The organism is Actinospica durhamensis (assembly GCF_018139695.1).
GTDB classification, from domain to species: Bacteria; Actinomycetota; Actinomycetes; order Streptomycetales; family Catenulisporaceae; genus Actinospica; species Actinospica durhamensis.
The window spans coordinates 1-3,721 of the sequence record NZ_JAGSOG010000455.1; the positions used below are offsets into that span (position 1 = coordinate 1).

Below are 3,721 nucleotides of genomic sequence, written 5' to 3' on the forward strand. Positions count from 1 at the left end.
CGCCCTGATCACAGCACTCGAAGAAACCACCCGGACGGAGCACGCCGACAAGCCCGTCAAGCAACTGCGCGCCGCATAGAATCAACCCAGACCGTCACCGAAGATCCACGAGACTCGGGACAACCTCATTCAAGCCGCGGAATGACGTACCCGGTAGCCGATTCGCCGTCGATGTCAGGAATCGCGCTATCGGACCGGGTTCCGTTCGGTCCGAATACGGTGACCATCGAGACGGGCTGGTAGCCGTCGAAGACCTCGCTGAGCCCCAATCGTTGCAGCGCTCGGACCGCTGCGGGACCAATCCCGTCGCCGCAGACTTTGTCTCGCGGGAACGTGCTCCGGTCGATCAGGGCGACGGTCAGACCCTGACGTGCGGCCGCGTAAGCCGCGACCGAGCCAGCCGGTCCGGCCCCGACCACGGCGACGTCGAACGCTACGCGGGACACGGCAACGAGTCTGGCACACGGTCGGCTGCCGGCGGCGTCTGGCGCCGAAGCTCTAGGCACACGCTGGTGCGTGGTGGGTGGCCATTGGCCTCGGCGAGGCTCGTCGCTGGCCTCACGGCCGTGCGGGGGCGGCGGCTGTCTTCAAGAGCAAACTTCGGCCTAACGGGAGTCCGATGGTCGATCTTCACGCGGACCTACATCCGTGCAGGTCAACTCTTGCGCCAAATCAACCCGAGGGCACAACCCCCCGTGCGCTTCCCTCCCACTTCCCTCGCGCCTACGCCACCGTATCCATATGGCTCTTACATCCGGTGGCGTCTTTTCCGCAGGTCAGCGGTGGTGCGTCGGGTGGGCCGCGTGGGACTCGAACCCACAACCCAAGGATTAAAAGTCCTCTACTCTGCCAATTGAGCTAGCGGCCCGGCACAACCCCGCATGTGGCGATTGTTCCGGCCCAAGGGTAGCCAACTTCGGCCCCACGACTCAACGAGGCTTTTCGGCGGCCTCGGCGCGGGTCGGCAATCCCGCTCTGAGCTGCGGCGATGAAATCGTTTTGGCGCCACGGCGCCCGGTCCCGTATGCTTCATGCGTCCCCGACGGACAGACGTCCAGAGGAGACCGGCCCTCGTAACCCGAGGATTCGGCCCCTTCGTCTAGCGGCCTAGGACACCGCCCTTTCAAGGCGGCGGCGCGGGTTCGAATCCCGTAGGGGCTACGGCAGGGAGATTCACCCGGCGCGGCGACGTGCTAGGATCTCCGAGTCGGAAAGCGGCGGAAACGCCGGAGCAAGGCAAAGCAGTAAAGGCAGTACCTCAAGGTCCTGTAGAGCAGTTGGAGTGCTCGCCACCCTGTCAAGGTGGAGGTCGCGGGTTCAAGTCCCGTCAGGACCGCTCGGCTCGAACCGGGCGTTGCGTTGGACGTCAACGTAGCGCCCGTTCTCGTTCCGGGGCCAGGTAGCTCAGTTGGTACGAGCGTCCGCCTGAAAAGCGGAAGGTCGGCGGTTCGACCCCGCCCCTGGCCACCTAGGTTGACCAGCAAGAAAAGAGCCCGAGCGGAGACCGCTCGGGCTTCTCTGTTTGCTGGGGTCTCGGTCCCGGTCTCAGTTGCCGATCCTCCATGCGGTGTCGGCGTGTTCTGGCTCTCCGGCCTGGGCAGCCCTGATGGCCCGGGGTTGGCAGCAGGCGTATGCGCTAGGGTGTGCGCGTACTCTTTGGTAGCCCATTGAGTGCACCGACATTAGGGTTGGGGAACGAGTGTCAAGCACTCGCCGCATAGCGGCGGCCGGCTTCGCGCTGGCCATCACAGGAACCTTCATCGCGGTGCCGGCGCAGGCCGATGCCGCCACCTCTTCCGCCCGCGTCGTGGCCAAGGCTGCGACCAGTGCAAGCACCTCGAGCGCCGACGATTCGGTGCAGTCGGGGTACAAGTCCTTCAGTTCCACTGCGAAGACGCCCGGGCGGACCACCGTGTCCAGTGCGCGGTCGCTGAGCGGGCAGGCCAAGGCTGCTGCCGTCTCCTCATCTTCGCCGGTCGTCTACGTCAAGACCGGCGACTGTTCTCACGATGACGGCGACGGTACGCAGGACAATCCGTACTGTTCACTGCAGGACGGCGTGAACGCCGCGGTCTCCGGTGACACCGTCGACGTCGAGCAGGTCCAGGACGAGCAGCTCGCCTATGACCAGACGGTCGATGTCCAGAACAGGACGAACCTCACCATCGTGGGTGTGGGTGACGGCGTGGGTGTCGGCATCGGCGACGCGCCGCCCGCCACTTGGGCGCTCTACGTTGAGAACTCCTCGAACATCACCGTGCGCAACATGGTCTTCGACGGCGGCATCGGGCTCGCGGCCGAGGTCGTCGAGAGCCAGAACGTCACGCTCGATGGCGACTACTTCGTTAACAGCGGAGCTTCGACGAATACCACCCTCGATGTGGGCGATAGCGCCGATGTCACGGTGAGCCGCTCGTCCATCGCGAATAACGGCGGCGGCATCGGCGTGGAGGTGGACGACAGCTCCTCGAACGTCGTGTTGGCGTCGGACATCGTCTCTGGCGGCGAGTTCGGCGTGTATGCGCCGGGCAGCGCCGGCCTGGACGTCGTCGGCAACACCATTCAGGACGAGTGCGCCGGCGAGGTAGTCGTCTCGGGGACCTCGTCCGACGTCTCGGTCGAGAACAACGTGTTCGAGCCGCCCACGGCTTCGGCCGCCACCTGCACCGCCGACGAAGCCGAGAACGTGGGGGACGTGCTCCTCGACCCTGCTTCGGGCAGCACGCTCACGACGGACTACAACGACTTCATCTTCGGCGACCAGGGCACGGCCGCCTACAACTGGGGCGGTACCACCTACGCGACGCTGGCCGCGTTCCAGGCCGCTGTGCCGCAGGGTGCGCATGACGCGGTCGACCCGACCGTCGAGGCGAAGATGTTCGTGACCCCGGCGGGTGTGAACGGCGGCGGCGTGTCGATGACGATGGACGCGCAGCCGGTCAGCACCTCGCTGTCCATCGGGACCGCGAACACCGCCGCGCCGGGCGCCCTGAGCACCGACTACTTCGGCCAGGGTTCGTACACCGACCGCGGCGCGATCGAGTATGAGGCTCCGGCGCTGGACGCCGATCTGACGGTGGACCAGACCGGCGCGCGCACGGTGGAGGCCAATGCCGAAGGCTCCGTGGCTCGCAACACCTATGCGACCTACACGTACAGCTGGGGTGACGGCACGACGACGGCGTCGACCACGGATGCCATCGTCACGCACGTCTACGCGCACCCGGGCACCTACAGCGTGTCCGTCACGGTGACGGACGTGTTCGGTGACACCTCCACGGCGACGGTCTCGACCCCGACCAGCGGCAGTGACTACGTGCCGGTGACCCCGACCCGTATCCTCGACACCCGCAAGGGCCTCGGGACCGGTGGCAAGGTCGCGGCGATCGGTGCGGGCAAGACGCTCGCGCTGACGGTCGGTGGCGTGGGTTCGGTCCCGGCGGGGGTGACGGCGGTCGCGGTGAACATCACCGCCACCGATGCCACCGCCGGCGGCCACATCAACGCCTATCCGGCCGGCGCGGCCGTGCCCGCCTCGTCGAACCTGGACTTCACGCAGGGCAAGAACGTGGCCAACATGGCCGTGATCCGGTCGAGGATGTCCCGACTCTCGTAGAACTTCGCAGGTGGCGGTCCCCCACCTGAAGCCTGCCAGTTGGTAGGTATCGGGTGAATCTGCCAAGAATCATCCGAGATGAGGGACCACCGTGAAGAAGAACGT

Annotated in this window: 2 protein-coding genes and 4 tRNA genes; 4 read left to right on the plus strand and 2 right to left on the minus strand. The window is 66.2% G+C overall.

Annotation, left to right across the window (positions count from 1 at the left end):
* Positions 1–125 precede the first annotated feature (125 nt).
* Together KDL01_RS39735 and KDL01_RS39740 are read right to left on the minus strand one after the other, a co-directional pair.
* Positions 126–446: an NAD(P)/FAD-dependent oxidoreductase gene (locus KDL01_RS39735; protein WP_212533895.1), complete on the minus strand. Its 321-nt coding sequence runs from the start codon at positions 444–446 to the stop codon at positions 126–128.
* A 349-nt stretch (positions 447–795) separates the two neighbouring features.
* Positions 796–868, minus strand: a tRNA-Lys gene (locus tag KDL01_RS39740).
* A 220-nt stretch (positions 869–1,088) separates the two neighbouring features.
* On the opposite strand from KDL01_RS39740, the gene KDL01_RS39745 reads away from it, so the two are divergent.
* The 4 genes from KDL01_RS39745 to KDL01_RS39760 all read left to right on the plus strand — a co-directional run bounded on the left by KDL01_RS39745 (position 1,089) and on the right by KDL01_RS39760 (position 3,616).
* A tRNA-Glu gene (locus KDL01_RS39745) sits at positions 1,089–1,161 on the plus strand.
* Positions 1,162–1,262: 101 nt separating this feature from the next.
* Positions 1,263–1,336: transfer RNA gene (locus tag KDL01_RS39750), tRNA-Asp, on the plus strand.
* Between the two features lie 57 nt (positions 1,337–1,393).
* Positions 1,394–1,467, plus strand: a tRNA-Phe gene (locus tag KDL01_RS39755).
* Positions 1,468–1,699: 232 nt separating this feature from the next.
* Positions 1,700–3,616 (plus strand): right-handed parallel beta-helix repeat-containing protein, encoded by a 1,917-nt coding sequence (locus KDL01_RS39760; protein ID WP_212533896.1) that lies wholly within the window; start codon positions 1,700–1,702, stop codon positions 3,614–3,616.
* The last annotated feature ends 105 nt before the right edge of the window (positions 3,617–3,721 follow it).